Origin of the sequence: Actinophytocola sp. NPDC049390, assembly GCF_044466355.1 — a bacterium.
In the GTDB taxonomy this organism is placed as follows: domain Bacteria; phylum Actinomycetota; class Actinomycetes; order Mycobacteriales; family Pseudonocardiaceae; genus Actinophytocola.
This window is the reverse complement of record NZ_JBITMQ010000009.1, coordinates 168,253-193,535: the sequence shown is the minus strand read 5'-3', so window position 1 is coordinate 193,535 and position 25,283 is coordinate 168,253. Positions and strand designations below refer to the sequence as shown.

Genomic DNA, 25,283 nt, shown 5'->3' with positions numbered 1-25,283 from the left:
AAGCTGCCCCCATGACGCAGCCGCCTGGTTGGTACCCCGAGCAGCCCGGGTCCACCGTTCTCCGTTGGTGGGACGGTCAGCAGTGGACACAGCACACGCAGCAGGCCCAGCAACAACAGCCGCGCAGCGACGCCAGCGCCTGGGAGATACAGGTCGGCAGGGGACCTGACCCGGACAAGATCCGGGAGCAGACCCGTGCCGCAGGCGTCGGGCAGGCCGGGTACGGCGGCGGGACGTTGTTCACCGAGCCCGTGCTCGTGGTCAACCAGAAGGTCAAGCTCATCGAGATGGCCAACGAGTACGCCGTGTTCGACCAGCACGGGCGGCAGCTCGGGTCGGTCGCCCAGGTCGGGCAGAACGCGTTCAAGAAGGCCGTCCGGTTCCTCACCAGCTACGACCAGTTCCTCACCCACCGCCTCGAGGTGCGGGACGTCAACCACCAGCCGGTGCTGATGCTGACCAGGCCCGCGAAGGTGTTCAAGTCGCGGATCATCGTGCAGCGGCCGGACGGGTCCGAGGTCGGCCAGATCGTGCAGGAGAACGTGTTCGGCAAGATCCGGTTCTCGTTCGTCGTCGGCGAGCACCAGATCGGCGGGATCCAGGCGGAGAACTGGCGCGCGTGGAACTTCGCCGTCCTCGACCACACCGGCGGTGAGATCGCCCGCATCACGAAGACGTGGGAGGGCTTCGCGAAAACCGCGTTCACGACCGCGGACAACTACGTGGTGCAGGTCCACCGGCCACTGCAGGACCCGTTGGCGAGCATGGTGGTCGCCTCCGCGCTGACCGTCGACACCGCACTCAAGCAGGACGAACGCGGCTTCGGGTGACGTGGTGGATCGGCCGTGCCGCCGTCCGGCCGCGTGTGACTTCTGGCGTGCCGCTACGCCATCGGCCCTGGTCCGTGAGACAGTGTGGACCTGTGCGCACCCTCGACCTCACCGCAAAGGGCGAGCTCGCCCGCCTCGTCACGGAACTAGCCGTCGTGCACGGGCGCGTGACGCTCGCTTCCGGCAAGGACGCCGACTACTACGTCGACCTCCGCCGGGCCACCCTGCACCACGCGGCCGCCCCGCTCATCGGGCGGCTGCTGCGCCAGCTCACCGCGGACTGGGACTACGTCGCCGCCGGCGGGCTCACCCTCGGCGCGGACCCGGTGGCGTACGCCATGATGCACGCCGCCGCGACCGCGGGTGAGGTGCTCGACGTGTTCGTCGTGCGCAAGGAGGCCAAGGCACACGGCATGCAGCGACGTGTCGAGGGCATCGAGGTCGCCGGGCAGCCGGTGCTGGCCGTCGAGGACACCTCGACCACCGGCGGCAGCGTGCTCACCGCGGTCGACGCGCTCGAGGAGGCCGGGGCCAAGGTCGTCGGCGTCGCGACCGTCGTGGACCGGGACACCGGTGCCCGCGAGGCCATCGAGGCACGCGGCCTTCCCTACCGCTACCTGCTGAACCTCGCCGACCTGGGTTTGTGAGCGAGCGGCCCGCGGACCGGGACATGCCGGCAGCGGAACGCCATCGAGGAGTCGTGGCGGCGGGTCGACGTCGAACTGCGGCGCAGACCGCTCGGCCGACCCGCCGCATCACCCGCCGCAAGCCCGCCACCAGCACCGCAGCAGCCGAGACGGCCTCCTCAGGGGTGATTTTTCGGTAGCGTGAACGTATGCCCGGATTACTCGCCAATGTCACCACGGTGGTGCATTTCGTAGCGCTGCTGTACATCGGGCTAGGCGGGTTCCTGGCATGGCACTGGCGAAGATCGATCTTCGTGCACGTGTTCTTCGCGGCATGGGGCGTCCTGGTCAACGTCACGCCGGTCCCGTGCCCCCTGACCGCCCTGGAAGACTGGTTCCGCGGCATGCAGGGCCTCGGCCCGCTGCCCGGCGGTTTCAACGAGTACTACATCTACGACGAGATCATTCCCCGCCCGCTCCTGCCGGTCGTCGCGGTGGGTGCCATCGTCCTGCTGGTCGTGTCGTACGTGGGAGTGTGGGTGCGGTGGCGGAGGAGTCCGGTCCAACGGAGTGGGAGTTCGGCGAGCCGGTCGGCGTAGGCCCGTGGCCGGGTGACTGGCCGGCCGACGACCGCTACGACCCCGCCCTGCTCACCGACGGCGACCGCCGCAACGTCGTCGACCACTACCGCTACTGGCGTCGTGACGCCGTCGTCGCGGACCTCGACACCCGCCGCCACGACTTCCACGTCGCCATCGAGAACTTCCAGCACGACCACAACATCGGCACGGTCGTCCGCACCGCCAACGCGTTCGCGGCCCGCGCGGTCCACATCGTCGGCCGCCGCCGCTGGAACCGCCGCGGTGCCATGGTCACCGACCGGTACCAGCACGTGCACCACCACCCGGACATGGCCGCGCTGCTGGACTTCGCCACCGCCGACGGGCTCGCGGTCGTCGCCGTGGACAACACCCCGGGCGCGGCCCGCCTGGAGACGGTGTCGCTGCCACGCCGCTGCGTCCTCGTGTTCGGCCAGGAGGGCCCCGGCCTCACCGAGGACGCCCGCAAGCAGGCCACCCAGGTCGTGTCGATCGCCCAGTTCGGCTCGACGCGCTCCATCAACGCGGGCGTGGCGGCGGGCATCGTCATGCACGCGTGGATCCGCGAACACGCCGACCTCGACAAGGCCTGGTGAATCAGTGGCTCTCCACCTTGCTGATCCACGTCCGTAGGTCCAGCATCGGCTTCGGCACCGACACACCCAGTTCGACCACGTGCTCGTGGTAGCGGTGGTACAGCTCGACGGCCTCGTCCCGCTTGCCGGTGACGTCGAGCGCGTACATGGTGAGCCCGACGACCTCGGTGTCCGCCAGCCGCTCGTGCGACAGCCGGACCAGGTCGGGGACGTAGTGCCCGACCCGGCCGAGCCTGCACTCGACGCGGACCAGCGCGACCTCCCCGGCCCGCCGTTCCTCGCGCAGCGCGTGGCGGCACTTCGCGATCCGGCGGCCCGTGAGCCCGGCGAGCGGCTCGCCCGCGCACTGCTCGACCACGGCACGCAGGCGTGCCGCCGCCGTGCGGTCGTCGAGCCGCCCGGCCGCGGCGACCTGTGCGCTCAGCCGGTGCACGTCGACCTGGTCGGCCGCGATGTTCAGGCGCCACAACTGGTCCCGGTTGACCAGCGCCTGCCGGAACCCCAGCGCCGCGAGCCTGCGGCGCAGGTCGGCCATGAGCGGGTCGATGTCGTCGAACGAGCCGTCGTCGCCGAGCCAGTCGGCGAGCTCGAGACGGGAGACCGCCCGCCCCCTGGCGAGCAGGAGCGGCACCACCATGCGTTGTTCGTCGGCGGGGCCGAGAACTGCACGTGCGTTTTCCCGTGCCGTTCCGACCTCGCCGAAGAGGTGAAACATGACATTTTCGGGCGAAAGAATGCCGGCCTCTTTCGTCATCTTCTGCCTTCGGTTTCCATGGAGTCATGTACGGCATCGAGAACTGGATACGAGCGCACGCCACCTTCGTGAAGAGCAGCTTCAGCGAGGGCGGCAACTGCGTCGAGGTGACCAGGACCGAGGTCATCGGCGTGCGAAACTCGAAGGATCCCGACGGACCGGTCCTGCTGATCACCCGGAGCGGGTGGGAGACGTTCGCGCGCGGATTAATCTCGCGCTCACCGAGGTGCCGCGGATAATTCCTGGATTCGAACCATGGGGGACTCCGTCGTCCTATTCGTCGTGACTGTTGCGGAGCGCGGTGGCGACGCCCCGGAGGAATTCCCGGGCGTCGTCACCGAAGAGCGCCGTGCGGCACAGATCGGACCAGCGGGAGCGGTACAGCGCCACGTGCTCGGCGGTGTCGACGGTCATGTCGGCGTGGATGGTCTCGACGGTGACCGTCGCGTCGTCAGCGTCCTCGTCGCCCTCGTAGACGACGAAGTTGTGGGTCGTGAGCGCGGTGGCCTCGACGTCCAGCGGGATGACGCCGACGGTGACGTTCTCCAGCGTGCTGATGGACCCGATGCGGTCGAGCTGCGCCACCTGCAGTGAGACCGGCCCGGGACGCCACCGCAGCGCGGTCTCCGTGATCAGGAAGTCGAAGTGCCGGTTCGTCTCGTACAGCGCGAGCTGGCGGTTCATCCTGCCCGCGACGTCGGCGGCGGGATCGGCGCCGTCGTACTGCCTGCGGAACATGGTGATCACGCGGCGCGCGTACTCGGCCGTCTGCAACAGACCCGGCACCAGGGCGGGCTGGAACGTGGCGATCCTCGTCGCGGTCGACTCGAGGTGGTGGATGCTGTCCTGCAGGTTGCGGCGCTGCCGCACGGCCGTGCGCCACGGGTGGATCTCGTCGTAGGCGGCCTCGATCAGGGCGGCGAGCCGCTCCTGCGTCTCGGCGGACACCCCCAGCTCCTTTCCCCAGGCCGTGACCTCCGGCAGCGACGGAACGACGGCGCCCGACTCGATCCGGGACACCTTGGACTGGCTGATGCCGATCCGTCGCGCCAGGTCACGGCCGGACACCCCGGCGAGGTCGCGGACTCGCCGCAGCTCCGCCGCCAGCAGCTCCCTGCCCGCCAACTCACCGGAGGTGTCCATGTCCCCGTGAACCTTCCCGGTCATCCAAGCCCGGGATGATCCAAGATGATGCGTGATGATGCAGCATCAGAACAAACGCGCACGTGCATTGTCAAGCGCGTTCCTGAATCACATCGAATCAGACGGGTTCGATCTCCACGGGGATGCCGTTGAGGGCCGCCGTGCCCGACAGCGCGTCGAGCAGCCGGTCGTCCGCCAGCACGTTCGTGTTCACGCCCGCGTGGGCCTTCGCCACCGTCGCGCGCGTGCCGTCCACGTCGTGTCCCCACCCGTGCGGGATGCTCACCACGCCCGGCCGGATCGCGTCCGTGACCTCCACCGGGATCTTGATCTCCCCGGCACGTGAGCGGACCACCGCCGTGCCGCCGTCGGCGAGGCCGAGCCTGCCCGCGTCCGCCGGGTGCAGCTGTGCCGTGCACCGGTTCTTCCCGCGCACCAACGGTTCCAGGTTGTGCATCCACGAGTTGTTCGAGGACAGCTGGCGTCGTCCGATCAGCAGCAGCTCCCCGTTCACCGGCGTGGCCAGCACGTCCGCGAGGCGCGGCACGTCCGCCGTGATCGCCTCGGGCGCCAGCTCGATCCGGCCCGACGGCGTGCCGAGCACGTCCGGGATCCTCGGCGTGAGCGGCCCGAGGTCGACGCCGTGCGGCGCGGCCTCCAGGTCGGCGAGCGCCAGGTCGTACGGGCCGCCGCGCAGCATGATGTCGATCAGCCGTTCCGGCCCGCGCCGGTCACCGACGGGGACGTCGTGGCGCTTGGCCAACTCGCCGGCCACGAAGTCGTCGAGCCCGTCGAGGTCCGCGTTCGCGCCCATGCCGGTCACGATCGCGGTGAGGCGCAGCAGGGTCTGCCACTCCTGCGGCACGTCCGTCGGCAGCGTCGCGGGCGTCCAGTTCGCGACGTTGCGGACCGCGAGCTGGTACAGCGCGACGTCGTAGTGCGGGCGTTCCAGCGGCGTCGGCCCCGGCAGCACGACGTCCGCGTGCCTGCTCGTCTCGTTCAGGTACACGTCGAGCGACACCATGAAGTCCAGGTTCCCCAACGCTTCCGTGAGCCGGTCGGCGTTCGGTGTGGACAGGCACGGGTTGCCGCACACGGTGATCAGCGCCCGCACCTGGCCGTTGCCGGGGGTCGTGATCTCGTCGGCCAGTGTCGCGACGGGCAGCTCGCCGACCACCTCGGGCAGCCCGCGCACGCGGCTGTGCCACCGGCCCGTCCGGAACCCGCGTCGCTTCGCCGAGCGTGCGTTCGACTGGCCCGCCGCCGCGAGCGGGAACATGGCGCCGCCCTCGCGGTCCAGGTTGCCGGTCAGCACGTTGAGCACGTCGATCAGCCAGCTCGCGAGCGTGCCGAAGGCCTGTGTGGTGGTGCCGATCCGGCCGTACACGGCGGCCCGCTCGGCGCCGGCCAGCTCGTGTGCCATGCGCCGGATGTCGTCGGCGGCGATGCCCGTGTGGGTCGCGACCGCGTCCGGGGTGAACGGCTCCGCCAGCGCCCGCACCTCGTCGACGCCGTCGACCGGCAGGCCCCGCGTGTTCACCTTCTCCGCCGCGAACAGCTCGTTGACCAGCGCGAACAGCAGCAGCGCGTCGGTGCCGGGGCGGATCGCGTGGTGCTCGTGGGCGATCTCCGCGGTCCGTGACCGCTTCGGGTCGACCACCACGAGCTTGCCGCCGCGGTCGCGCAGCGCACGGAGCCTGCCGCGCACGTCCGGCGCGGTCATGAGGCTGCCGTTGGACACGAGCGGGTTCGCGCCCAGCATCAGCAGGTGATCGGTCCGGTCCAGGTCGGGCACGGGGATCGTGAACCCGCCGCCGAACATGTGCCCGGCTGAGAAGTGCTTCGGCACCTGGTCGACGGTGCCCGCCGTGTAGAAGTTCTTGGTGCCCAGCGCCTTGTAGAACGCGGGGCCGTACAGCGCGGTCGACGTGTTGTGCACCGCCGGGTTGCCCGCGTAGACCGCGACCGCGTCCCGCCCGTGCTCCGCCATGATCGGCACGAGCCTGCGCTCGATCTCGGCGAACGCCTCGTCCCAGGTGGCCTCGACCAGCTCGCCGTCGCGGCGCACGAGCGGCGTGCGCAGCCGGTCCGGGTCGTGGTGGAGCGCGCCGAGGGACACGCCCTTGGGGCAGACGAACCCGTGGGAGAACACGTCGGCGTCGTCCCCACGCACGCCGGTGACCCGGTCGCCCTCGATCGTCACCGCCAGCCCGCAGGTCGCTTCGCACAGAGGACACGTCACCGGCGTGGTGGTCATGGGCCTCACTGTGACACAGGACGGTGACATCACCCTCCTGGCGGAAACATCAGAACCGATTCAGCACGCACGATGTAGAGGTGACGCAACGCGCCGACTATGCGAAGAGCACAGCGGAGGGACCGCCGTCCCTCTGGGGTGCGCGTGCGGCGGTCGCGGAACGCGCGGTCCTCGCCAGGCACCTGCGCCGCGTGTGGGCACTGCCCGGCACCCGGCTCGGCGTCGCGGGCTGGCCCCAGTCGTTGGACAACCGCCTGCACATCCACTGGAACTACTGGTGGCAGGCGCACCTGCTCGACTGCCTCGTCGACGCGCAGGAACGACAGCCGAACGCGGCCCGCGCGGGCACCATCAAGAAGCTCGTGCGCGGGGTGCGGGTGCGCAACCTCACCGGCTGGACCAACGACTACTACGACGACATCGCGTGGCTCGGCCTCGCGCTGATGCGTGCGCACGACTGCGAGGGCGTGCCGATCACCAGGCCGCTGACCGCGATCGCCGCCCAGCTGCGGGACGGGTGGACCGACCACGGCGGCGGCGGCATCTGGTGGCGGCGCAAGGACATGTTCAAGAACGTCCCGGCCAACGGTCCCGCCGCGATCCTGTTCACCCGCTGGTCGACCCGCGGCGGTGAACGCGCCGACCCGCAGCGGGCCAGGTCCATGACCGAGTGGATGTCGCAGGTGCTGGTCGACCCGGAGACCGGCCTGCTGTGGGACGGCGTGTACGTCGAACCGGACGGGGCCATCAAGGACATCGTCAAGGTCATCTACACCTACTGCCAGGGCGTGTACCTCGGCGCCTGCGTCGAGCTGGCGGAAGGTGACGCGTCCGGGGTCTGGGTGGAGCGGGCGGCGCGCACCGTCGACGCGGTCGCCGCACACCTCAACGACCACCACGTGCTGCGTGGCCGGGGCGGCGGCGACGGCGGCCTGTTCGCGGGCATCCTGGCCAGGTACCTCGCGCAGGCGGCGCTGCGCCTGCCGTCGCCGGAGGCCGCGTCGACCGCCCGTGAGCTGGTCGTCTCCTCAGCGCTGGCGGCGTGGCGGAACCGGGCGCTCGCCCGGTCGGGGCCGTTGTTCGGCCCGGAGTGGTCGCAGCCCGCGCAGGTGCCGAGGTCGGCCGGGCACCGCAGGGTCGAACGGGATCTGTCCGTTCAGCTGTCCGGTTGGATGGTGCTGGAAGCCGCGGCACTGCTGGAGCGCGCGGCCGGATAGGTTTCGCCGTGTGGGTGTGGTGATCGTGACCGGCGGCGGCCGGGGCATCGGGGCGGCGGTGGCGCGTCGGCTGGCGCGCGAGGGACACGACGTGGTCATCGGCTACGCGAACGACCACGACGCGGCCCGTGCCGTGGTCGCGGACGTCGAGGCAGCGGGCACGCAAGCGCTTGCGGTACCGGGCGAGGTGGCCGACGAGGGCGACGTGCGACGGCTGTTCGAGTCGGCCGCGTCGCTCGGTCCCGTCACGGGAGTGGTGTGCAACGCGGGTATCACGGGTAACACCCCGGGGCGGCTGGACGAGCAGGACGCGGCGACGGTGCGCCGCGTCCTGGACGTGAACGTGTTGGGAGTGTTCCTGTGCAACCGGGAGGCGGTGCGGCGCATGTCGACCCGCCACGGCGGGACCGGCGGCGCGATCGTGAACGTGTCGTCGACCGCGGCCGGGCGCGGCTCTCCCGGCGAGTGGGTGCACTACGCGGCGAGCAAGGCGGCGGTGGAGACCCTGACGTACGGCCTGGCCCAGGAGGTCGCGGCGGAGGGCGTCCGGGTGAACGCGGTGGCCCCGGGCACGGTGCACACGGACCTGCACGCGGCGGCGGGCATGCCCGACCGGGCGACGGAACGAGCACCGCTGATCCCCATGAAACGGGCGGGCGAACCGGAGGAGATCGCGGAGGGCGTGGTGTGGCTGCTGTCCCCCGCCGCGTCGTTCGTGACCGGTGCCACACTGCCGATCAGCGGCGGCTACTGACCGGGTATCGGCCTGCAGAAGATCCGATAACGGCGCGGGTTTTGCCGGACGCCTGCGGCAGTATGGCGGAGTCGGCCCACCGCCGCCCGGGTCGGGAAGGACTCAGATGCCCACGCTGACCGGTGTACACCACGTCGCCCTGACCGTGACGGACGTGGATCGCAGCGTCCCGTGGTACGAGCGAGTGCTGGGATTCGAGTCGGTCGGCTGTGACGAGCAGCCCAACGGGATGCGGAAGGCGTTCCTCCGGGGCCCGGGCTTCGGGATCACGCTCACCCTCGTGCAGCACCCCGTGTCGGAGCACTCCCTGTTCGACGAGCGCAGGCCGGGTCTGGACCACCTGACGTTCTCCGTGCCGAACCCCACGTGCCTGCGCGAGTGGACGGACCGCCTCACCGAGCACGGCGTGACGTTCTCCCCCATAACGGAGGAGCACACGGCCCCCGGCACGGAGGTCATCTCACTCCGCGACCCGGACGGCATCCAACTGGTCCTGTGGGCCCGCGACCCCTGATTCGTTTGCTTCGGCCTGTAATCGTTTGCTCGTGCGTGGGCTTGCGCCCGGCTTTGCACGGGGTCGGGACACCGTGTCAGTCTCGTACGGCTGCCACGGCGGCTTCCACCGGTGGTTTGTGCATCTCCTGCCGGTAGCGGATCACGCCGTACGCGGTGCCGACCACGAAGAACGCGATGCTGCCCCACAGCGCGACCGCCTTGAGCCACGGCATGTGTGCCAGCAGCCCGGCGCCGTAGTACCCGAGCAGCACCAGCGTCGGCACCCACGCCAGCCCGCCGATCGTGGTGGCCAGCAGGAACCGGCGCGTGTCCATCTTCGCCGCGCCCGCGATCAGCGGTGCCAGCGTCCGGATCCACGGGATCCACCGCGCCAGCACGATCGCCCAGAACCCGCGTCTGTCGAGGAACTTCCTTGCCTTGTCCAGGTTCTCGAGGTTCAGTACGCGCCCACCTCGGCGCGCGATGATCGTGTGTCCCGCCTTGTGCCCGATGTAGTACCCGACCAGGTTGCCGACCACCGCGGTGACCATCGCGGCCACCGACAGGGCCCACGCGTGCACCTCACCGTCGTGTTCGGCCAGCACCACACCCGCCGCGAACAGCAGCGAGTCACCGGGCAGGAAGAGCCCGACGATGAACGCGCACTCGGTGAACACGAACCCGAGCACGATGATCCACACCATGACGGGTCCGGCGGACTCGAGCACACCGGTTGCCACATTCACGACAGGTAGGGTACGTGTCCCTCCGGGGACCTTTCCGGCGAACGTGTTCGAATTCGCCCGATCTCCATCGGCGTGTCAACTTGCCGTCGCGATCACGCCCTGGTCAGCGGCGAGATCGCGGACGAACTCGCCGACGTACGAGATGGCCGCCCTGCCCTCCGGGAGCAACGGGTAGAACGCGGGGAAGACGTGCACCTGCCCGGGCCACACCTGCAGCTCGCAGTGGCCCCCCGCGGCCCGGATGCTCTCCGCCATCCGCTCGGAGTCGCCGAGCAGGCACTCGGTGTCGCCGACCTGGATCAGCACCGGCGGCCACCGGCGCTTGTTCGCCTTCAGCACGTTCAGCCTGCTGTGCGTGAGCCGGTACGTGCCCGCGTAGGTCCGGCCGCACTCCATCGCGCGCTTCGGCGGCACGAACGGATCGCGCCGCACGCGGTCCCGGTCGGTCAGCTCGGCGCAGGTCAGGTCCAGGAACGGCGAGAACATGACGGCCGCCGCCGGCATCGGCAGGCGTCGGCGGGACAGGTCGGCGAGCAGCCCAGCGACCAGGTGCCCACCGGCGGAGTCGCCCATGACCGTGATCGACTCGGGCGTGTGGCCGGTGCGCAGGAGCCAGCGGTAAGCGGCCAGTACGTCGTCGGCGGCCGCGGGGAACGGGTGTTCCGGCGCGCGGCGGTAGTCCACGAGGAACGCGGGCTTGCCGGTCGCGCCGGACAGCGCCGCGACGAGGTGCCTGTGGGTGCGCTGCGACCCGAACACGAAACCGCCGCCGTGCAGGTAGAGCACGACACCGTTCGCGGGTTCGCTGCCGCGGCCGGTGATCCACAGACCGGTGATGTCACCGTCCGCGATCGGCTTGACCCGGGTGCCTCGTGGCAGTGGGGTGAGGCCGACGGTGTCGAACACGTCGCGGACCACTCGCAGGTGCGGCCAGGCGGTGATCTTCAGCCGGTCGCCGAGTGGTCGAAGACCGCTCATGAGCAGTTGCGCGAGCGCACGGCTCTGCACGCTCGGACTCGTGGGCACCGTAGGTTGCATCGCCGCACCCCCCGACCCTCCTGCTCAGCGTCCTCGTTGACGTATCAACCACTGTAAATGATCGATCCACGTCTCCGAACCAGCGAAAGTCGTACACCTTGATCTCGGTTCGGTGTCGGCGATCGTGTCGGTCGAGTGTTGGTCGAGGCTCTCGAATTCCCCTCGAGAACGGTTACGGTTGGGTTGTGAGCACTCTCCTGGACGAGCTGCGTACCGCTGTGGGTGACGGCGCGGTGCTCGTGGACGCTGATGTCACCGAGAGTTACCGGCGCGACATGATGCCGCTCGCGCCCCACGGCGCCCCGCTCGCGGTCGTGCTGCCGAGGAGCGCGTCGGAGGTGCAGGCCGTCGTCCGCGCGTGCGCCGCGGCGGGCGTGCCGATCGTCCCGAGAGGCGCGGGCAGCGGCCTGTCGGGCGCGGCGAACGCGATCGAGGGCTGCGTCGTGCTCGCGATGACCAGGATGAACGAGATCGTCGAGGTCGACCCCGACAACCGGCTCGCGGTCGTGCAGCCGGGCGTGGTGAACCTGGACCTGCGTGGTGCCGTCGAGAAGCACGGCCTGTTCTACCCGCCGGACCCGTCGAGCTACGACTGGTGCACGATCGGCGGCAACCTGTCCACGAACGCGGGCGGCCTGTGCTGCGTGAAGTACGGCGTGACCACGGACTCCGTGCTGGGCCTGGAGGTCGTGCTCGCGGACGGGGAGCTGCTGAAGACCGGGCGGCGGACGGTGAAGGGCGTCGCCGGCTACGACCTGACGAAGTTGTTCGTCGGCAGCGAGGGCACGCTCGGCGTGATCACGCAGGCGACGCTCGCGCTGCGCCCGCTGCCCCAGGCGCCGGGCACGATGGTCGCGGCGTTCTCGGCGGTGGAGACCGCGGGCGAGGCCGTGAGCCGGATCGTGCGCGAGGGGATCGTGCCCTCACTGATGGAGATCATGGACGCGACGTCGATCGCGGCCGTCGAGGAACACCTGAAGACCGAGCTGGGCGCGGGCAAGGGCTGCGCGGCGCTGCTGATCTGCCAGTCGGACTCGGGCGGCGAGGCGGCACGGCAGGAGCTGCGCGCGATCGAGCAGGTGTGCGAGGACGTCGGCGCCGACCTGGTGCACTCGACGTTCGACCTCGCGGAGGGCCAGATGCTGCTGGCCGCGCGCCGGGCGGTGCTGACCGCGCTGGAGGTCTACGGCGCGTGGATGACCGACGACGTCTGCGTGCCGCGCACCCGCATCGCGGACCTGATCGCGGCGTGTGAACGCATCGCGGAGGAGGTCAAGCTGCGCGTCGCGGTGGTGGGGCACGCCGGCGACGGCAACATGCACCCGACGATCGTCTACGACCCGGCGTCGGAGGACGAGTTCGCCCGTGCCAACGTGGCGTTCAACGACATCCTGGCCGCGGGGCTGGCGCTGGGCGGCACGGTCACCGGCGAACACGGCATCGGCAAGATCAAAAGGGACTGGCTGGAGAAGGAGGTCGGGCCGATCGCGATGCGCACCCACCGCGCTATCAAGGCGGCCCTGGACCCGGGGAACCTGTTCAACCCGGGGTCGATGTTCTCGATGCCGTCGGCCTCCGGCGCCTGGCTGGGTGATCATTGAAATGGGAGATTCTCGCTCGTGTTCGGGCGTTGGGTTCCCATTGCGACGATCTTGATCCGGGGCGCGTTACGTGATGCGCTCGATGATCTCCGTTGCCGCGTCCGGGCCTGCCTGCGCCAGCTTCTTCTTCTCGCGGCGTGCCTTGACGACCTCGATGATGATCGGGACGACCGAGAGCAGCACGATCAGGATCAGCATCGCCTCGATGTTCTTCTCCACGAACGAGATCTCGCCGAGGAAGTAGCCGAGGATCGTGATGCCCGCCGCCCACAGGACGCCGCCGATCGCGGAGTACGTGAAGTACCGCTTGCCGTCCATGCGGCCGACGCCCGCCATCGCGGTGATGAACGTTCGCACGATCGGTACGAAGCGCGCCATGACGATGGCGCGTGCGCCGTACTTGTCGAAGAACTCGTGCGTCTTGTCGACGTACTCCTTCTTGAACAGCTTCGAGTTCGGCCTGTTGAACAACGCGGGCCCGGCTTTCGCGCCGATCCAGTAGCCGCACACGTTGCCGACGAACGCGCACACCGTCACCAGCACGCACACCAGCCACAGCGGGGTCGCGATCGCGCCCGTCGCCACGAACAGGCCCGCCACGAACAGCAGCGAGTCGCCGGGCAGGAAGAAGCCGACCAGCAGGCCGCACTCCGCGAAGATGATCAGGCACAGGACGGCGAGCGCCCAGCCGCCCATGCCACGCAGGATGACCTCCGGGTCGAGCCAGGAGGGCAAAAAGGACATCGTGTGCACGGTGGCGGCAATCGTCACGTCGTCAAAGGGTACGCGGTTTCCCTTTGATCTTTATAAGAGCGTCAGCAGCCCGACGACCGCGCCCGCCGCCAGCCCCAGGAGCAGCGACAACACGAGGATGAGCAGCGCGGGGAGCTGTTTGGTCGTCTCCGCGAGCCGCGTCGTCGCGTCGTCGCCCGGTGCGGCGGGGGTGAGGCCCTTGAACTCGCTGCCGGACAGCAGCCCGTAGCCCACCTGCGGAGTCTCCGCGGGGGCGCGGGTCGCCTGTGCTCGCAGCGCTTCGGCGAGAAGGCGTTCCGGGTCGTCACCACTCACGACACGGACGGTACCCACTCGCCGCGCTTCATGACGGACGTCGGTCGCAGCGCGTCGTCGAGCAGCACCACGTCGGCGGCGTACCCGGCGGCGAGCCTGCCGGTCACGTTGCCGAGGCCGAGCAGCTCCGCGGGCCGGGTGGCGGCGGCGGCGACGGCGTCCAGCACGCCGAGACCGCAGCTCTGCACGAGGTTGCGGAACGCGGCGTCCATGGTGAGCGTGCTGCCCGCAAGCGAACCGCCGCCCGCGAGCGTCGGCACGCCGTCGGTCACGTCCACCTCGAGCCCGCCGATGTCGTAGACCCCGTCGCCCGCGGCGGCGGCCGCGATCGCGTCCGTGATGAGCACGGTCCGGCCTGCCCCCGCGTGCCGCGCGGCGAGCCGCACGATCGTCGGGTGCAGGTGGACGAGGTCGCAGATCAGCTCGACGGTCACCCGCTCGTCGTCCAGCAGGGCACCGATCGGGCCGGGTTCGCGGTGGTGCAGCGGCCGCATGCCGTTGAACAGGTGCGTCGCGACGCTCGCGCCCGCGTCCACGGCGGGCACGACGTCGTCGGCGCGTGCGTCGGTGTGCCCGATGGCGGCGATGACACCGGCGTCGACCAGGCGTTTCACCGCGGGCACCGCGCCGTCCAGCTCGGGCGCGACGGTCACCATCCGGATGGTCCCGCGGCCGGCGGCGAGCAGCGCGTCGACGGAGACGGGGTCCGGCGGCCGCAGGATCGCGGGGTCGTGGGCGCCGCAGCGCGCGGCCGACAGGAACGGCCCTTCGAGGTGCACGCCCGCGACCAGCCCCTCCTGGACGAGGTCGGCCAGTGCCGCGACCTGCTCGACCAGCTCGGGGACGGGCCGCGTGACGAGGCTCGCGAGCATGGTGGTGGTGCCGTGCGCGGTGTGCGCGTCGACGACCTGACGCACCGTCGCCGGATCGGCCCCGGCGAACGCGGCGCCGCCACCGCCGTGGCAGTGGATGTCGACGAAGCCGGGGAGGACCCAGCTGCCGGACGCGTCGGTCACCTCGGCGTCGGGCCGCGCGGGCGGCGCACCGGCACCCACCGAGCTGATCGTGCCGTCGTCGACCAGGACCCACCCCGGGTCGAGCACGCCGTCGGGTGTCGCCACCCGTCCCCCGGTGATCAGCTGCGCAGCCATGCCTCACCCCTCGAACACTGACACTATTGGTCTATACCATAGCGCCTCGGAGCCGCTTGGGGATTATTCACAATGTATCAATGCAGTCGCGTTATCACCTAACGAATCCAGTCGGCGACTGGGTGAAAAATCGCTCGCCGAGCGTCATCTGGATCTTGACCTGGCCCTGCAACCGGTTCCGCGCCCACTCGCACACGCCATGGGTTGCCCCGCGGGCCGCGCCGGCACACCGGGCGCGACGACCGACGCCCCGGAAGCGGGCCGCGAGTTGTGCCCGAACACACATCCGGAGGTGGACGAACCTCAGTTCGGGGTGCGCATGATCTTCTGCAGTGCGTCCAGCGCGCGGCTGGCCGTGGACTTCACGGTGCCCTTCGAGATGCCGGCGGCGTCGGCGATCTCCGCCTCCGACAGGTCGCCGTAGTAGCGCAGCACGAGCACCTCCCGCTGCCGGGGCGGCAGCTGCGACAGCGCGCGCACCACCGACTGGTGCTCGGCCGTCAGCATCGCGAGGCTCTCCGCGGACCGGGCGTTGACCTGGTGCGGGGGCGTGTACTCACGGGCGGTCTTGCGCCGCCGCAGCACCGAGCGGGAACCGTTCACGACCGCGGTCCGCAGGTACCCGACCGCGGCGGCGGCGTCACGCAGGTTGCCCCAGTTGCGGTGGAGGCCGGTGAACGCCTCCTGCACGACGTCCTCGGCCGTCGCCGGTTCGTCGACCAGCAGCAGCGCCAGGCGTACCAGGCGCATGCGATGGGTGCGGTACAGGTCCTCGAGCGTCAGTGGCGCCTGCTGCGCCTGCGGCACCGGAAAACTGCCGGTGTCGATCGCGCGCAGGTGGCCCAGTGTCCGCTCGACACTGCGTTCCGCGCTGAGGTCCCCAGTCACAACAGAACCCTATCGGCACCGGTACCATGCCGCCATGGCCTGGTACACCGTGGAGACCACCTACGTCGACGACGCCGCGAAGCTCACGGACAGCAGGCCGCGGCACCGGGCCTACCTGCAGGCGCTGGTCGAGCAGGGCAAGGTCGGCGCGGCGGGCCCGTGGGCGGACGACTCGGCCGGGTTCGCGATCTACCAGGTGGCCGACCGGGCCGAGCTGGACCGGTTGCTGGCCGAGGACCCGTACACGGTCGACGGGGTCGCCGCGAAGCGGACGATCAACGAGTGGAAGCTCGTCCTCGGCTCAGTAGGTGCCGCCTAGCTTCGAGTGGTCCCAGCTGACGATCTTCGTCGGCCGGCAGACCAGGCCGACCCGCTTCGGCGCCTGCAGCCGCACGAACTGGCTGCCCGCCGTCGCCACCTGCGGGTTCTCGGCGTAGCGGTGCATGAGCTGCTGCCCGATCAGCGTGATCTTCTCGGTGTCCGTCACCAGCTCGACGTCACACTCCATGGAGACGCCGCGCAGCTTCTCGTAGGAGTCGCCGGTCTCCACCAGGATCGTCGCCTGCGGCAGGCGCCGCAGGTTCAGCGCCTTCTGCGACTTGGCGTAGGTCCACGTCTCGATCACGTCGCCGCGCGGCACGTACCACAGCGCCACCAGGTGTGGCCTGCCGTTCGGGCCCATGGTCGCGATGTTCGCGGTCCTGCCCTCCCCGAGGAACGCGGTGATCTCCTCGGGTGTCATCTGCACCTGGCCACGTCGCGACATGGCACCGGTTATAGCGCACGCTCGCGGTCGGCCGCAGCTTTCGCGCCGGGGCCGACGAGGCTCGACTCGACGGCGCCGCGCTTCGCGATGTCCTCCAGCGCCGCCTTGTCCGCCGCGGGCATGATCTTCCGCGCGTACAGCTCGACGACCCTCGGCACCAGTGCGCGGACCAGCTTCACGACGCCGACCCAGCCCGGGACGTGCACGACCCGGGACCGGCGCGCGACGCCGGCCGACATCAGGCCGACCGCCAACGACAGCGGGTAGGTCTTGCCCGCCAGCCCGCCCGCGGCGCCCCGCAGCTTGCCGAACACCGGGTGCTCGTCGGCCGTGTTGACCATGTCGGTCGAGATCCACGTCGGGTGCACGACGCCGACGTCCACGCCGAGGTGTCGGACCTCCGCGCGCAGCGAGTTCGCGAACGCCTCCACGCCCGCCTTCGCCGCCGAGTACGCGGCGTTGCCGGGGATGTGGATGATCGCCGCCGCGGACGACACGAGCATCGCGTAGCCCCGGGACTTCACCAGGTGGGGCAGCGTGACCCGGACCGTCTTCCACACGCCGAGCAGGTCCACGTTGATCACGCGCTCGAACGCGGCGGGGTCGATGGAACGGGTGAAGCCGGTGGCCGCGATGCCCGCGTTGGCCACGACCGCGTCGATCCGGCCGTAGCGCTCGACGATCGCGGCGGTCGCCCGCTCCAGGTCGTCCCAGCTGGTGACGTCGGCCTCCCAGGCACCGGCGTCCGCGCCGCACTCGGCGGCGACCTTGGTCAGCTCCTCGACCTCGAGCCCGACGAGCGCCACCTTCGCGCCCTTCGCCGACAGGTCGCGTGCGAGCCCGGCGCCGATGCCCCGTGCCGCACCCGTGACGACCACGACCTTGCCACGCACGTTCTTGCTCATGAACGCGAACCTACCACGAGTAACCTACTCCGAGTAAGTGGCAATTGTGCACGGAATGTTTACGCAGAACGGCTGTATGTCACACCCCCTGGCACGGCCAGGATCGAAGCTCATGGAGCAGACCTACGACCGTCGATCCGTACTGCGTGCGGGTGCCGCCACCGCCGGTGTGGTCCTCGGTGCCGCCGCCCTCCCCGCCACCGCCACCGCCGCCGACGAGCCGGTGTTCGCACACGGCGTCGCGTCCGGCGACCCCCTGCCCGACGCGGTCCTGCTGTGGACCCGCGTCACCCCGACCCCCGACGCGACCCCGGGCTCCGGAGTCGGCCCGACCGTGAACGTGCTCTGGGAGGTCGCCGCCGACCCGGCGTTCGCGACCATCGTCGCGTCCGGTTCGGTGACCACCGGCCCCGGCCGCGACCACACCGTGAAGGTCGACGCCACCGGCCTGAACCCCGCGACGACGTACCACTACCGCTTCCGCCTGGACGGCGCCGTGTCCGCGACGGGCACGACCCGCACCGCGCCCGGGCTGTCGGCGGCCGTCACGCGCCTGCGGTTCGGCGTGGTGTCCTGCTCGAACGTCCCGGCCGGTCACTTCGCCGCCTACCGCTACCTGGCCGAACGCGGCGACCTCGACGCCGTGCTCCACCTCGGCGACTACATCTACGAGTACGCGGGCGACTTCAACGGCGAGGCCGTGCGCCCGCACGACCCGCCGCACGAGATCCTCACGCTCGCCGACTACCGGCGCCGCCACGCGCAGTACAAGTCCGACGAGCACCTCAGGCGCCTGCACGCGACCGTCCCCTTCATCGCGACCTGGGACGACCACGAGGTCGCGAACGATGCGTGGTCCGGCGGAGCCGAGAACCACACGCCCGGCACCGAGGGCGACTACGCGACCCGCAAGGCGGTCGCCCACCAGGCGTACTTCGAGTGGATGCCGGTACGCAACGAAGCCGACCGCATCTACCGGCGGCTGCGGTTCGGGTTGCTGGCCGAGCTGTCCATGCTGGACCTGCGCAGCTACCGCTCGCAGCAGGTGGGCGTCGGCGACGGCGCCGCCGACGACCCGAACCGCACGCTGACCGGCGCCGAGCAGATGGCGTGGCTGGAGAACGGCCTGGTCACGAGCGGTGCGCAGTGGAAGCTCGTCGGCACGTCGGTCATGGTCGCGCCACTGCAACTGCCGCCGCTGTCGCCGGACCTGCTCGGCCCGCTCGCGGAGCTGCTCGGCCTGCCCAGCGAAGGCATCTCGATCAACCCGGACCAGTGGGACGGCTACGCGGCCGACCGGCGGCGGCTGCTGGCGACGCTCGCGAACAACGGCGTCCGCGACACGGTCTTCCTCACCGGCGACATCCACTCGTCGTGGGCGAGCGACGTGCCGAGGGACGCCGGGTTGTACCCGCTGCTGTCCAAGTCGGTGGCCACCGAGTTCGTGTGCACGTCGGTGACCTCGGACAACATCGACGACATCGTCGGCGCGCCGCCGAGGACCACGTCGGTCCTGCTGGAGACGGCGGTGCAGGCGCTGAACCGGCACATCAGGTACTGCGAGCTCGACTCCCACGGCGCGTCCGTGCTCGAGGTGACGCCCGCCGGGGCGCAGATGGACTGGTACTACCTCGCGAACAAGGCCGACCCGGCCAGCGCGCTGACGTGGGCCCGGTCGTTCCGGACCCGTGCGGGTACGCAGCAGGTGCGGTCCGTCGGCACCCCGATCGCGCCATGACGGCGATCTCCCGCCGGTCGCTCCTGGGTGGGGTGGCCGGCGCGGTCGCCCTCACCGCGTTCACGTCCTCGGTCGCCAGGGCGGCGTCGGACCTGCGGGTGTACGTGCTCGTAGTCGACGGTTGCCGCCCGGACGAGGCCGTCGGCGCGTACCTGCCGACGCTGCGTTCCCTCGTCGCGCGGGGAACCTCGTTCGCGGCCGCCCGGTCGATCACCGTGGCCGAGACGATCCCCAACCACGTCGCGATGATGTCCGGCGTCTGGCCCGTCCGCTCCGGCGTGCCCGCCAACTCCGTCTGGGATCCGGCACTGGGCGAGGTGCGCGACCTGGGGCTGGCGAGTGACCTCCTGGTGCCGACCCTGCTCGACCGGCTGCCCGCGGAACTGGGGCTCGCGACCGCCAGTGTGCTGTCGAAGGACTACCTGTTCGGCGTGTTCGGCGAGCGGGCGACGCACCGGTGGACGCCGGAGCCGATGCTGCCGATCACCGACCACGCGCCGGACGTGTTCACCATGGACGCCGTACTGCGGGTGATCGACGACCACGACCCGGCGCTGGTGTTCGCGAACCTCGGCGACGTCGACCGGTTCGGGCACGCGGACCTGACCGGCTCGTCGGTGCGCCTCCTGCGCACGCTCGCGTTGATCGACACGGACGCCCAGCTCGCGCGGTTCGTCGAGCACCTGCGGTGGCGTGGGCTGTGGGACCGGTCGGTCGTGATCGTCCTCGCGGACCACTCGATGGACTGGTCCCTGCCGTTGTCGGTGGTGAACCTGGCCGGGCGGCTGGACGACGACGCGTTCCTGGACGGCCGGTTCCGGATCGCGCAGAACGGTGGCGCGGACCTCCTGTACTGGACCGGGCCCGCGGACGACCGGGCCGAGGCGGTCGCGCGGATGCGGTCGATCGCGCTCGCGACGCCCGGCGTGTTGTCCGTGCACGCCCCGGCCGGGCTCCACCTCGGCTCGAACGCCGGTGACCTGGTCGTCTTCTGCGAGGCGGGCTGGCGGTTCACGGATCCGACCGTGATCTCCAACCCCGTCCCGGGCAACCACGGGCACCCCGCGAGCGAGCCGATCCCGCTGGTCGTCTCGGGCGGCCATCCGCTGGTCCGGCGCGGGCTGGTGTCGTCGGCACCCGCGCGGACGATGGACGTCGCGCCGACGGTGGCCTCGCTGTTCGGTCTGCAAGCCCCGCCCGGTGGGTGGGACGGCGTGCCGTTGTCCCCTGCGTTCGCGGGGGTGCCCGCGTAGTCTTCGATACATGTCGAAGACTTTGGGTGTGTGGGACCACGCGTCCCCGTGGATGCGTGACCCGGAAGCGCTGGCGGAGCTGGAGCGGCTCGGCTACGAGCGGGTGTGGTTCGGCGCGTCGCCCGCCGCCGACCTCTCGGTGGTCGAGCCGGCCCTGGCCGCGTCGACCACGCTGAAGGCGGCGACCGGGATCGTCAACGTGTGGGACGGCGAGCCGGACCCGGTGGCCTGGCGGCGCGTGACCGAGGCCCACCCCGGCCGGTTCCTCCTCGGTGTCGGCGCGGGTCACCGCCAGCTCGTCGGCGAGCGCTACACCAAGCCCTACGACCGCCTGGTGAGCTACCTCGACGGTCTCGACGAGGGTGGCGTGCCGGAGTCGGGCCGCGTGCTGGCGGCACTGGGGCCACGCGTCATGCGGCTGGCCGGGGACCGGACCGCGGGCGCGCACCCGTACTTCACGACCCCGGAGCACACCGCCGCCGCACGGGAGATCCTCGGCGAGGGGAAGCTGCTGGTGCCCGAGCAGAAGGTCGTCCTGTCGACCGACCCGGAGGAGGCCAGGGCGCTCGCCCGGGACCGCCTCGCGATGTACCTCCAGCTGACCAACTACACGAACAACTGGCTGCGGCTCGGGTTCACCGAGACGGACCTGGCCGACGGCGGCAGCGACCGGCTGGTCGACGCGCTCGTCGCGTGGGGCGACGCGGACGCCATCCGCGAGCGGATCGCCGCCCACTGGGACGCGGGCGCCGACGAGGTGGCGCTACAGGTCCTGAACCCGGACAAAATGGACGTCTTGCGGGCGCTTGCGCCGGTACGGTCGGGTACCTCCTTCTGAATCGGTCATCCTCCCGACGCGCTGCGACTCCGTGCTCGTAGGATCGGCCACGGCAGCCCTGTCCAGCCATGAGGAGGACGTACCGATGCCCATCGCCACACCCGAGGTCTACGCCGAGATGCTGGACCGGGCGAAGGCGAACGAGTTCGCATTCCCCGCCATCAACGTGACCTCGTCCGAGACCCTGAACGCGGCACTGCGCGGCTTCGCCGAGGCGGAGAGCGACGGGATCATCCAGGTCTCGACGGGTGGGTCCGAGTTCGCCTCCGGCACCAAGGTCAAGGACATGGTCACCGGCTCGGTCGCGCTCGCCGAGTTCGCGCACGTCGTCGCCGAGAAGTACCCGGTGAACATCGCGCTGCACACCGACCACTGCCCGAAGGACAAGCTCGACGGCTTCGTCCGCCCGCTGGTCGCGATCTCCCAGGAGCGCGTGTCCGCGGGCAAGGAGCCGCTGTTCCAGTCCCACATGTGGGACGGCTCGGCCATCGACCTCGACGAGAACCTCACCATCGCGTCCGAGCTGCTCGACCAGGCGGCCAAGGCGCGGATCATCCTCGAGGTCGAGATCGGTGTCGTCGGTGGCGAGGAGGACGGCGTCGCCCACGAGATCAACGAGAAGCTGTACACCGCCGAGGGCGACTTCCTGAAGACGATCGACGCGCTCGGCGCCGGCGAGAAGGGCCGCTACCTGCTGGCCGCGACCTTCGGCAACGTGCACGGCGTCTACAAGCCGGGCAACGTGAAGCTGCGCCCGGACGTGCTCAAGCGCGGCCAGGAGGTGGCCGCCGAGAAGCTGGGCCGCCCGGCCGGTGACAAGCCGTTCGAGCTGGTGTTCCACGGCGGCTCCGGCTCGCTGCTGGAGGAGATCCACGAGGCGCTGTCGTACGGCGTGGTGAAGATGAACATCGACACCGACACCCAGTACGCGTTCACGCGTCCGGTCGCGGCGCACATGTTCCAGAACTACGACGGTGTCCTGAAGATCGACGGCGAGGTCGGCAACAAGAAGACCTACGACCCGCGTTCCTACCTGAAGGCCGCGGAGCAGGGCATGGCCGCGCGCGTCACCCAGGCGTGTGAGCACCTGAAGTCCGCGGGCCGGATGCTGGCAGGCTGAGAGCCATGACGTTGCAGGAGAACCTGTTCGGCGGCCCGCCCGCCACCCACCTGCCGGACCGACCGGAACCGCAGGCGGCGATCGAGTCGGGCACCGAGCCCGCGAAGGTCGTCACCCAGTGGCCGGACTTCTCGGAGGGCTGGGCGGCGCTGGCCGAGCTGGCGTTGCGGGAGAACAACCCGGTCGCGGCCTACGCGTACGCGCGGACCGGCTACCACCGCGGTCTGGACCAGCTCCGCCGCGCGGGCTGGAAGGGGCACGGGCCGGTCCCGTGGGCCCACCGCCCGAACCGCGGTTTCCTCCGCGCACTGGCGGCGCTCGCCCGCGCCGCACAGGCCATCGGGGAGACCGAGGAGTTCCAGCGCTGCACGCAGTTCCTGGCGGACTCCGACCCGGAGGCACCCGCCCAGCTCGGCCTCGCCTGAGAACACGGAGAAAGGGCCGCCCACAGCGCGTGAGCGGCCCTTTCTCGTGTCAGCAGGTCGCCAGCATCTCTTCCAGCGCACCCTGTTCCGCGTCCGTGACGGTCAGGCCGTAGTCGTACTTCACGTGCGTGTACGCGCTGGCGTACTGGCACCAGTTGGACTCCAGCGGCGGCTTCCACTGGTCCGGCGTCTGGTCGCTCTTGGACTGGTTCACGTTGTCCGTGACCGCCCACAGCTGCGGGGAGTCCAGGTCGTTCGCGAACGCCTCGCGTTCGTCGGTGGTCCAGTCCGCGGCGCCGGACCGCCACGCCGCCGCCAGCGGCACCATGTGATCGATGTCCACATCGGACGTTTCGGTCCACGTCCCGCCGTCGTACGGGCTGGTCCAGGACCCGGACGTGGCGGCGCAGTCGTCGCCGACCTCCACGCCGTCACCGTCCCGCTGCAGCACCATTTCCCTTGTGTTGCAAGCACCTTCGACGGTGTGCCAGTGCGGGAACTTGTCGCGGTCGTAGCCGTCCATGGAACCCTCGGGGGCCACCGTCAGCGCCGCGAGCTCACTCGCCGCCGTCGCCGGATCCGGTATGCCTGGTGGGGTCGCGCTCGCCGTCCCGCTCCCGAGACCGACCACGGCCCCGGCAGCGAGTACCAGCGAGGCGACGAGTGCTTTCCCCGACATCGCGCCTCCAGAAGTGAAGTTGTCGCACCGACTGTGCGACACCGCGATCACCAGGGGCAATGACCGTCAGGGAAACACTCGGGAAAGCGACTTTCGGCCGGGGCCGAACGGGTCAGCGACGAGTCGCCACCGGCAGATCGGAGGAAAACGGTGGTGGCGGAACCCCCTCGCGGCCCCGCCACCACCGGGATCGACCTACACCGGGCAGGGCGGCCGATTGGCCGGAACCGGATCCACCCAGTAGCCGAACCGCGGTTGCGTCGGGCTGACCAGCGCGCCCGTGCAACCGCGTGCCCGGATGGTCTCATCCGAGTAGCCGACACCGGTACGGAGTCCGGAAATATTTTGCAGTTGCACCACCGGTTCGTCGAAGTACACGTGGTCGCGGTGCTTCGGCTGGAGACATTCCGACGGCACGAAGCCCCACACGTTGTACGAGGCGCCGGGCCGCGGCGCGGCGACCAGCGCGACCGCGCCGTCCGTGGTCACGTACCGGTAGCTGACCTTCGTCATGTCCAGGCCGGGCACGGCCTGTGCGGGATCGACGCGGTCCGGTCCGTCGGCGACACGGGTGTAGTTGAGGGACAGCACACAGCCCGCGGCCAGGTTCACGCCGGTGCCGAACGTGATCCGCCGCCACAGCCCGTCCACCTGCCGCAGCGACCGGAACGGCGCGTTGATCGCACCCACCCAGTCACGCCAGCGCTCGGCGTCGTCCCCGCAGCGTTCCGGTACCCCGTCCAGTCCACCGGACTGGCTCGCGCGTGTCAGGTGACCGCGCAGGACCCAGCCGACCGGTGTCGCCATGGCGTGGCCGGGGGACACGCGGATCCGCACCCATTCCCCGCAGTAGCCCTGCACCTCGACGGCGTCGCCCCTGGTCGCGTTCGCGAGCACCAGACGGCCCGGGTAGTCGCGCACGGTCGCGCGGTCGGCGGAGATCGTGTCGGCCGGTGCCGCGTCCGCCTGCCCGGGCAGCACAGCCACCAGCAGGGCGGCAAGCAGTGCGATTCGTAGCTTCATGCCGCCATTGCAGAACAGCGCCCATGGCGCGTCAGGCGGCGCTGCGCGGGCGGGCAAGAACGTTGCTCAGCAGATCGCGCGCAGGTCCTCGGTGTGCCGGTACCAGGTCCACCGCGTCACCGCGCGCGGGTACTCGACGCCGTCCCGGACGGGGTGGATCTCGTCGATGCCGAACTGCACCGCGCGGCCCTCGAACACGGCAGGCTTGCGGAACCGGCCCCGCGCCACCTTCACCGACACCCCGGCGGGCCCCGGCGTCACCTCGATCCGCGACGCGTCACCACGCAGCGCGACCGCGTCGTCGCAGTACACGGTGCCGCGGGCGGGCGCGACCACCCCGAGCCCGAGCAGCACCCCGCCGTTGTCGTCCCGGACGAGCGGCAGGCTGCGGTCACTGCCCGTGAGCGCGAGATCCACGCCGTCGACCGGCAAACCCCACAGCTGGGCGACATGCGACTGCTTGCGGTCGACCGGCACGAAGCCGACCATCAGCTCGTCCACCCGTTCGGTGCGCATGAGGCGGAGCACGACGGCGGCCAGGTCGGCGTCGGTGCCGTGCACGACCACCCGGTCCACGTCGTCGTTCTTCAGCAGCGGGTCGATGTCGTTCTTGCTGGGTGTGGCGGGGATCTCGTGCGCCCCCGATCCCGAGGCCGAGGCCAGTTTTCGCCAGTCACCGCTGGTGACGGCGGGTCCGCAACCCAGTATCAGCGCACCCATCCCGGGCCTCCTGGTCTACGCTCAATCACCGGCATTTCGCCCATCCGAAATGC

At 70.6% G+C, this 25,283-nt stretch carries 29 protein-coding genes; 15 read left to right on the top strand and 14 right to left on the bottom strand.

From position 1 onward, the window contains the following. The first annotated feature begins 11 nt into the window (after window positions 1–11). The 4 genes from ACIBVP_RS25305 (at window position 12) to ACIBVP_RS25290 (ending at window position 2,651) form a co-directional block, all read left to right on the top strand. Window positions 12–830 (top strand): phospholipid scramblase-related protein, encoded by an 819-nt coding sequence (locus tag ACIBVP_RS25305; protein ID WP_396108784.1) that lies wholly within the window; start codon window positions 12–14, stop codon window positions 828–830. A 92-nt stretch (window positions 831–922) separates the two neighbouring features. Next, window positions 923–1,477, top strand: coding sequence for an orotate phosphoribosyltransferase (pyrE, locus tag ACIBVP_RS25300; protein WP_396108783.1), 555 nt, complete (start codon window positions 923–925; stop codon window positions 1,475–1,477). A 188-nt stretch (window positions 1,478–1,665) separates the two neighbouring features. Next, window positions 1,666–2,055 (top strand): DUF2784 domain-containing protein, encoded by a 390-nt coding sequence (locus ACIBVP_RS25295; RefSeq protein WP_396108782.1) that lies wholly within the window; start codon window positions 1,666–1,668, stop codon window positions 2,053–2,055. Beyond that, window positions 2,001–2,651, top strand: coding sequence for a TrmH family RNA methyltransferase (locus tag ACIBVP_RS25290; RefSeq protein WP_396108781.1), 651 nt, complete (start codon window positions 2,001–2,003; stop codon window positions 2,649–2,651). The genes ACIBVP_RS25295 and ACIBVP_RS25290 overlap by 55 nt, the downstream gene beginning before the upstream one ends. Before the next feature lies 1 nt (window position 2,652). Here the strand turns inward: ACIBVP_RS25290 and ACIBVP_RS25285 are convergent, their stop codons facing one another. Further along, window positions 2,653–3,288, bottom strand: coding sequence for a BTAD domain-containing putative transcriptional regulator (locus tag ACIBVP_RS25285; RefSeq protein ID WP_396108780.1), 636 nt, complete (start codon window positions 3,286–3,288; stop codon window positions 2,653–2,655). A gap of 143 nt (window positions 3,289–3,431) precedes the next feature. Between ACIBVP_RS25285 and ACIBVP_RS25280 the strand changes: the two genes are divergently transcribed. Beyond that, a complete protein-coding gene (locus tag ACIBVP_RS25280) occupies window positions 3,432–3,644 on the top strand; it encodes a DUF397 domain-containing protein (RefSeq protein ID WP_396108779.1) in 213 nt (70 codons plus the stop codon). 34 nt (window positions 3,645–3,678) lie between these two features. Here the strand turns inward: ACIBVP_RS25280 and ACIBVP_RS25275 are convergent, their stop codons facing one another. Continuing rightward, on the bottom strand, window positions 3,679–4,548 hold the full coding sequence (locus ACIBVP_RS25275) for a helix-turn-helix domain-containing protein (protein WP_396108778.1): 870 nt from the start codon (window positions 4,546–4,548) through the stop codon (window positions 3,679–3,681). A 118-nt stretch (window positions 4,549–4,666) separates the two neighbouring features. Beyond that, window positions 4,667–6,805 (bottom strand): molybdopterin-dependent oxidoreductase, encoded by a 2,139-nt coding sequence (locus ACIBVP_RS25270; protein WP_396108777.1) that lies wholly within the window; start codon window positions 6,803–6,805, stop codon window positions 4,667–4,669. A gap of 182 nt (window positions 6,806–6,987) precedes the next feature. Between ACIBVP_RS25270 and ACIBVP_RS25265 the strand changes: the two genes are divergently transcribed. From ACIBVP_RS25265 to ACIBVP_RS25255, 3 genes are all read left to right on the top strand, one after another. Next, window positions 6,988–8,022: a glycoside hydrolase family 76 protein gene (locus tag ACIBVP_RS25265; protein ID WP_396108966.1), complete on the top strand. Its 1,035-nt coding sequence runs from the start codon at window positions 6,988–6,990 to the stop codon at window positions 8,020–8,022. A gap of 10 nt (window positions 8,023–8,032) precedes the next feature. After that, complete coding sequence (locus ACIBVP_RS25260) at window positions 8,033–8,776, top strand: SDR family oxidoreductase (protein WP_396108776.1); 744 nt, start codon at window positions 8,033–8,035, stop codon at window positions 8,774–8,776. A gap of 106 nt (window positions 8,777–8,882) precedes the next feature. Beyond that, window positions 8,883–9,290, top strand: coding sequence for a VOC family protein (locus tag ACIBVP_RS25255; RefSeq protein WP_396108775.1), 408 nt, complete (start codon window positions 8,883–8,885; stop codon window positions 9,288–9,290). 76 nt (window positions 9,291–9,366) lie between these two features. On the opposite strand, the gene ACIBVP_RS25250 is transcribed toward ACIBVP_RS25255, so the two are convergent. Both ACIBVP_RS25250 and ACIBVP_RS25245 read right to left on the bottom strand, forming a co-directional pair. Next, window positions 9,367–9,975, bottom strand: coding sequence for a DedA family protein (locus ACIBVP_RS25250; protein ID WP_396108965.1), 609 nt, complete (start codon window positions 9,973–9,975; stop codon window positions 9,367–9,369). Window positions 9,976–10,092: 117 nt separating this feature from the next. Continuing rightward, entirely contained in the window at window positions 10,093–11,043 is a 951-nt protein-coding gene (locus ACIBVP_RS25245; RefSeq protein ID WP_396108774.1) for an alpha/beta hydrolase, read from the bottom strand. Between the two features lie 197 nt (window positions 11,044–11,240). Here ACIBVP_RS25245 and ACIBVP_RS25240 point away from each other — a divergent pair, with 197 nt between their 5' ends. Continuing rightward, a complete protein-coding gene (locus tag ACIBVP_RS25240; protein ID WP_396108773.1) occupies window positions 11,241–12,656 on the top strand; it encodes an FAD-binding oxidoreductase in 1,416 nt (471 codons plus the stop codon). Window positions 12,657–12,722: 66 nt separating this feature from the next. Here ACIBVP_RS25240 and ACIBVP_RS25235 read toward each other — a convergent pair whose 3' ends face one another. The 4 genes from ACIBVP_RS25235 to ACIBVP_RS25220 all read right to left on the bottom strand — a co-directional run bounded on the left by ACIBVP_RS25235 (window position 12,723) and on the right by ACIBVP_RS25220 (window position 15,763). Continuing rightward, on the bottom strand, window positions 12,723–13,400 hold the full coding sequence (locus tag ACIBVP_RS25235) for a DedA family protein (RefSeq protein WP_396108964.1): 678 nt from the start codon (window positions 13,398–13,400) through the stop codon (window positions 12,723–12,725). A 60-nt stretch (window positions 13,401–13,460) separates the two neighbouring features. Next, on the bottom strand, window positions 13,461–13,724 hold the full coding sequence (locus ACIBVP_RS25230; protein WP_396108772.1) for a hypothetical protein: 264 nt from the start codon (window positions 13,722–13,724) through the stop codon (window positions 13,461–13,463). Next, a complete protein-coding gene (gene nagA, locus ACIBVP_RS25225) occupies window positions 13,721–14,875 on the bottom strand; it encodes an N-acetylglucosamine-6-phosphate deacetylase (protein ID WP_396108771.1) in 1,155 nt (384 codons plus the stop codon). The genes ACIBVP_RS25230 and nagA overlap by 4 nt, the downstream gene beginning before the upstream one ends. A gap of 303 nt (window positions 14,876–15,178) precedes the next feature. Then, entirely contained in the window at window positions 15,179–15,763 is a 585-nt protein-coding gene (locus tag ACIBVP_RS25220; protein WP_396108770.1) for a SigE family RNA polymerase sigma factor, read from the bottom strand. A gap of 34 nt (window positions 15,764–15,797) precedes the next feature. Between ACIBVP_RS25220 and ACIBVP_RS25215 the strand changes: the two genes are divergently transcribed. Further along, complete coding sequence (locus tag ACIBVP_RS25215) at window positions 15,798–16,082, top strand: YciI family protein (RefSeq protein ID WP_396108769.1); 285 nt, start codon at window positions 15,798–15,800, stop codon at window positions 16,080–16,082. Here ACIBVP_RS25215 and ACIBVP_RS25210 read toward each other — a convergent pair. Together ACIBVP_RS25210 and ACIBVP_RS25205 are read right to left on the bottom strand one after the other, a co-directional pair. Further along, window positions 16,065–16,529 carry a pyridoxamine 5'-phosphate oxidase family protein gene (locus ACIBVP_RS25210; RefSeq protein ID WP_396108767.1) on the bottom strand — a complete coding sequence of 155 codons (465 nt, stop codon included), beginning with the start codon at window positions 16,527–16,529 and terminating at the stop codon, window positions 16,065–16,067. The two genes, ACIBVP_RS25215 and ACIBVP_RS25210, sit on opposite strands and share 18 nt — an antisense overlap. 8 nt (window positions 16,530–16,537) lie before the next feature. Then, on the bottom strand, window positions 16,538–17,434 hold the full coding sequence (locus ACIBVP_RS25205) for a short-chain dehydrogenase/reductase (protein ID WP_396108766.1): 897 nt from the start codon (window positions 17,432–17,434) through the stop codon (window positions 16,538–16,540). A 112-nt stretch (window positions 17,435–17,546) separates the two neighbouring features. Here ACIBVP_RS25205 and ACIBVP_RS25200 point away from each other — a divergent pair, with 112 nt between their 5' ends. From ACIBVP_RS25200 to ACIBVP_RS25180, 5 genes are all read left to right on the top strand, one after another. Next, on the top strand, window positions 17,547–19,172 hold the full coding sequence (locus tag ACIBVP_RS25200) for an alkaline phosphatase D family protein (protein ID WP_396108765.1): 1,626 nt from the start codon (window positions 17,547–17,549) through the stop codon (window positions 19,170–19,172). Beyond that, complete coding sequence (locus tag ACIBVP_RS25195) at window positions 19,169–20,425, top strand: alkaline phosphatase family protein (protein WP_396108764.1); 1,257 nt, start codon at window positions 19,169–19,171, stop codon at window positions 20,423–20,425. The genes ACIBVP_RS25200 and ACIBVP_RS25195 overlap by 4 nt, the downstream gene beginning before the upstream one ends. A 10-nt stretch (window positions 20,426–20,435) precedes the next feature. Next, the gene (locus ACIBVP_RS25190) at window positions 20,436–21,263 is read left to right on the top strand and encodes an LLM class F420-dependent oxidoreductase (protein ID WP_396108763.1); all 828 of its coding nucleotides are present in this window, start codon (window positions 20,436–20,438) and stop codon (window positions 21,261–21,263) included. An 85-nt stretch (window positions 21,264–21,348) separates the two neighbouring features. Further along, the gene (fbaA, locus tag ACIBVP_RS25185; RefSeq protein WP_396108762.1) at window positions 21,349–22,383 is read left to right on the top strand and encodes a class II fructose-bisphosphate aldolase; all 1,035 of its coding nucleotides are present in this window, start codon (window positions 21,349–21,351) and stop codon (window positions 22,381–22,383) included. 5 nt (window positions 22,384–22,388) lie between these two features. Next, complete coding sequence (locus tag ACIBVP_RS25180; protein ID WP_396108761.1) at window positions 22,389–22,808, top strand: DUF3151 domain-containing protein; 420 nt, start codon at window positions 22,389–22,391, stop codon at window positions 22,806–22,808. 49 nt (window positions 22,809–22,857) lie between these two features. Here ACIBVP_RS25180 and ACIBVP_RS25175 read toward each other — a convergent pair whose 3' ends face one another. From ACIBVP_RS25175 to ACIBVP_RS25165, 3 genes are all read right to left on the bottom strand, one after another. After that, window positions 22,858–23,487 (bottom strand): HNH endonuclease family protein, encoded by a 630-nt coding sequence (locus ACIBVP_RS25175; protein WP_396108760.1) that lies wholly within the window; start codon window positions 23,485–23,487, stop codon window positions 22,858–22,860. A gap of 195 nt (window positions 23,488–23,682) precedes the next feature. After that, window positions 23,683–24,510 (bottom strand): hypothetical protein, encoded by an 828-nt coding sequence (locus tag ACIBVP_RS25170; protein ID WP_396108759.1) that lies wholly within the window; start codon window positions 24,508–24,510, stop codon window positions 23,683–23,685. 66 nt (window positions 24,511–24,576) lie between these two features. Further along, window positions 24,577–25,230: a hypothetical protein gene (locus ACIBVP_RS25165; RefSeq protein WP_396108758.1), complete on the bottom strand. Its 654-nt coding sequence runs from the start codon at window positions 25,228–25,230 to the stop codon at window positions 24,577–24,579. Between the last annotated feature and the right edge of the window lie 53 nt (window positions 25,231–25,283).

What these genes read in the sequence shown, in the direction of transcription:
- ACIBVP_RS25175 (WP_396108760.1), bottom strand. Translation starts at nt 23,487, where the DNA reads ATGTCGGGGAAAGCACTCGTCGCCTCGCTGGTACTCGCTGCCGGGGCC.
- ACIBVP_RS25205 (WP_396108766.1), bottom strand. Translation starts at nt 17,434, where the DNA reads ATGAGCAAGAACGTGCGTGGCAAGGTCGTGGTCGTCACGGGTGCGGCA.
- ACIBVP_RS25210 (WP_396108767.1), bottom strand. Translation starts at nt 16,529, where the DNA reads ATGTCGCGACGTGGCCAGGTGCAGATGACACCCGAGGAGATCACCGCG.
- ACIBVP_RS25190 (WP_396108763.1), top strand. Translation starts at nt 20,436, where the DNA reads ATGTCGAAGACTTTGGGTGTGTGGGACCACGCGTCCCCGTGGATGCGT.
- ACIBVP_RS25165 (WP_396108758.1), bottom strand. Translation starts at nt 25,230, where the DNA reads ATGGGTGCGCTGATACTGGGTTGCGGACCCGCCGTCACCAGCGGTGAC.
- ACIBVP_RS25170 (WP_396108759.1), bottom strand. Translation starts at nt 24,510, where the DNA reads ATGAAGCTACGAATCGCACTGCTTGCCGCCCTGCTGGTGGCTGTGCTG.
- ACIBVP_RS25270 (WP_396108777.1), bottom strand. Translation starts at nt 6,805, where the DNA reads ATGACCACCACGCCGGTGACGTGTCCTCTGTGCGAAGCGACCTGCGGG.
- ACIBVP_RS25195 (WP_396108764.1), top strand. Translation starts at nt 19,169, where the DNA reads ATGACGGCGATCTCCCGCCGGTCGCTCCTGGGTGGGGTGGCCGGCGCG.
- ACIBVP_RS25280 (WP_396108779.1), top strand. Translation starts at nt 3,432, where the DNA reads ATGTACGGCATCGAGAACTGGATACGAGCGCACGCCACCTTCGTGAAG.
- fbaA (WP_396108762.1), top strand. Translation starts at nt 21,349, where the DNA reads ATGCCCATCGCCACACCCGAGGTCTACGCCGAGATGCTGGACCGGGCG.
- ACIBVP_RS25285 (WP_396108780.1), bottom strand. Translation starts at nt 3,288, where the DNA reads ATGGTGGTGCCGCTCCTGCTCGCCAGGGGGCGGGCGGTCTCCCGTCTC.
- ACIBVP_RS25295 (WP_396108782.1), top strand. Translation starts at nt 1,666, where the DNA reads ATGCCCGGATTACTCGCCAATGTCACCACGGTGGTGCATTTCGTAGCG.
- ACIBVP_RS25305 (WP_396108784.1), top strand. Translation starts at nt 12, where the DNA reads ATGACGCAGCCGCCTGGTTGGTACCCCGAGCAGCCCGGGTCCACCGTT.
- ACIBVP_RS25255 (WP_396108775.1), top strand. Translation starts at nt 8,883, where the DNA reads ATGCCCACGCTGACCGGTGTACACCACGTCGCCCTGACCGTGACGGAC.
- ACIBVP_RS25275 (WP_396108778.1), bottom strand. Translation starts at nt 4,548, where the DNA reads ATGGACACCTCCGGTGAGTTGGCGGGCAGGGAGCTGCTGGCGGCGGAG.
- ACIBVP_RS25200 (WP_396108765.1), top strand. Translation starts at nt 17,547, where the DNA reads ATGGAGCAGACCTACGACCGTCGATCCGTACTGCGTGCGGGTGCCGCC.
- ACIBVP_RS25250 (WP_396108965.1), bottom strand. Translation starts at nt 9,975, where the DNA reads ATGGTGTGGATCATCGTGCTCGGGTTCGTGTTCACCGAGTGCGCGTTC.
- ACIBVP_RS25180 (WP_396108761.1), top strand. Translation starts at nt 22,389, where the DNA reads ATGACGTTGCAGGAGAACCTGTTCGGCGGCCCGCCCGCCACCCACCTG.
- ACIBVP_RS25235 (WP_396108964.1), bottom strand. Translation starts at nt 13,400, where the DNA reads ATGTCCTTTTTGCCCTCCTGGCTCGACCCGGAGGTCATCCTGCGTGGC.
- ACIBVP_RS25215 (WP_396108769.1), top strand. Translation starts at nt 15,798, where the DNA reads ATGGCCTGGTACACCGTGGAGACCACCTACGTCGACGACGCCGCGAAG.
- nagA (WP_396108771.1), bottom strand. Translation starts at nt 14,875, where the DNA reads ATGGCTGCGCAGCTGATCACCGGGGGACGGGTGGCGACACCCGACGGC.